The 1,742-nt window shown below is 57.6% G+C and carries 1 protein-coding gene and 1 pseudogene; both read left to right on the top strand.

Going from position 1 to position 1,742, the window contains the following annotated elements; translation table 11 throughout:
• Positions 1-166 precede the first annotated feature (166 nt).
• Positions 167-757 (top strand): annotated as a pseudogene (locus AWB67_RS37265) (DDE-type integrase/transposase/recombinase); the annotation flags it as partial.
• Between the two features lie 271 nt (positions 758-1,028).
• A partial coding sequence (locus AWB67_RS37260; RefSeq protein ID WP_087660794.1) for an IS110 family transposase occupies positions 1,029-1,742 on the top strand: 714 nt, incomplete at its 3' end.

Raw genomic sequence — 1,742 nt, 5'->3', positions numbered from 1 at the left:
TAAGCAACATTCTCCTTCAATCGCCACCGCCTTCTCCTGCTTCCCTACGCCGCATACACCAGATTCAACGATAGCTCTGATTGGCTCCGCCGTTCAGTGAAGGTCGTCCGATTATCGAACGAACGCCAACACAGGGTATATCTGAAGGCCATCATGTCTTAGAGGGCGCGCTCGGCAAGGCGGGATTGCTGAGCGTAAAGCGATGATTGATCGCGCGCACGCGCTGCCGGTGAGCCGGCAGGTCCAGCTGGTGGGCATTGCTCGTTCGAGCGCCTACTACCAACCGCGCCCGGTAAGCGAGACTGATCTGAAGCTGATGCGCCGGCTCGATGAGCTGCATCTGGAGTTCCCGTTCGCCGGTGCGCGGATGCTGGTGCGCCTGCTGAAACGGGAAAGCGTCCAGGTCGGACGCAAACATGTCGGCACACTGATGAAACGCATAGGCATCGAGGCGCTGTACTGCAAGCCGAACACGAGCCGCCGTCATGCGAAACACAAGATCTGGCCTTATCTGTTGCGGGGCATGACGATCAATCGGGCAAACCAGGTCTGGGCACTGGATACGAGTTACATCCCGATGGCGCGGGGCTTCGTATATCTGACCGCCGTGGTGGACTGGGCCAGCCGAAAGGTACTGGCCCACCGTGTGGCGATCACGATGGAGGCGATGAATGCTGTCGAGGCATTGGAGGAAGCATTCGCGAAATACGGTCAACCGGAGTTCGTCAACACCGATAGTAAGAATGTCGATACCAGCCGTTCCGGATCAGTCTGTGTTTAACACGTATAGACTATTTCCGGAATTTCTGGTGCCGCGAAGCGTTCCGGGCACCCTGACCCAAACACCGATCGACTGTTTGTCTTTCCCTGGACCTGTCGGTTGTCCGGAACTGCCGAACGGCGAGGTTTCGCCTCGTCGATACGTGTGACTCAAGAAGGGCCTGACGGTCTGTCACTTTACTGTCTTGTCCAGGTACTCGATGGCGGTGAAATTGCCACAATCCCATCGATAACCGGAGCAAGGCTGTATGAAAGAAGAACAGACTACTACTGGCCGTCGCAACGTTGTGGGCGGCGTTGATACACACAAGGACCTGCATGTCGCGGCTGTCGTTGATGAACATGACCGCCTGCTCGGTAGCGAATGCTTCCCAACCACGCGGCATGGCTACAAACAGATGCTGCTTTGGATGCGCTCATTTGGCGAGCTTTTCAGGGTCGGGGTGGAGTGCACCGGAACCTACGGTGCGGGCTTACTCCGCTACCTGCAGCAGGCCCACGTAACCGTACTGGAGGTCACGACGCCGGATAAAAGCGACCGGCGAAAAAGAGGCAAAGACGATACGCTCGATGCCTGCAATGCGGCCCACGCTGCCTTCGCCGGTGTGCGCACGGTCACCCCCAAAGCGCGCGACGGCATGATTGAATCGCTGCGCGTTCTGAAAGTCTGCCGGAAGACGGCCATTTCAGCGCGTCGCGTTGCATTGCAATTGATCCACAACACCATCATCAGCGCGCCTGATGAGTTACGTTCGCTGCTACGCGCGATGACCCGCATGCAACTCATCCGTACACTAGCCGCGTGGCGTCCTGATCTGTCAGACTATCGGAACCTGAATTCTGCTTACCGGATTACGCTGAAGTCGCTGGGACGTCGGTACCTGGAGTTACACGACGAGATCGCCGACCTCGACGTTATGATCGCGTCCCTCGTTGATGAACTCGCTCCGGATCTGGTCTCC

Source organism: Caballeronia terrestris, from assembly GCF_001544515.1.
Lineage (GTDB): Bacteria > Pseudomonadota > Gammaproteobacteria > Burkholderiales > Burkholderiaceae > Caballeronia > Caballeronia terrestris.
This window is presented reverse-complemented; position numbering and strand designations above follow the sequence as displayed.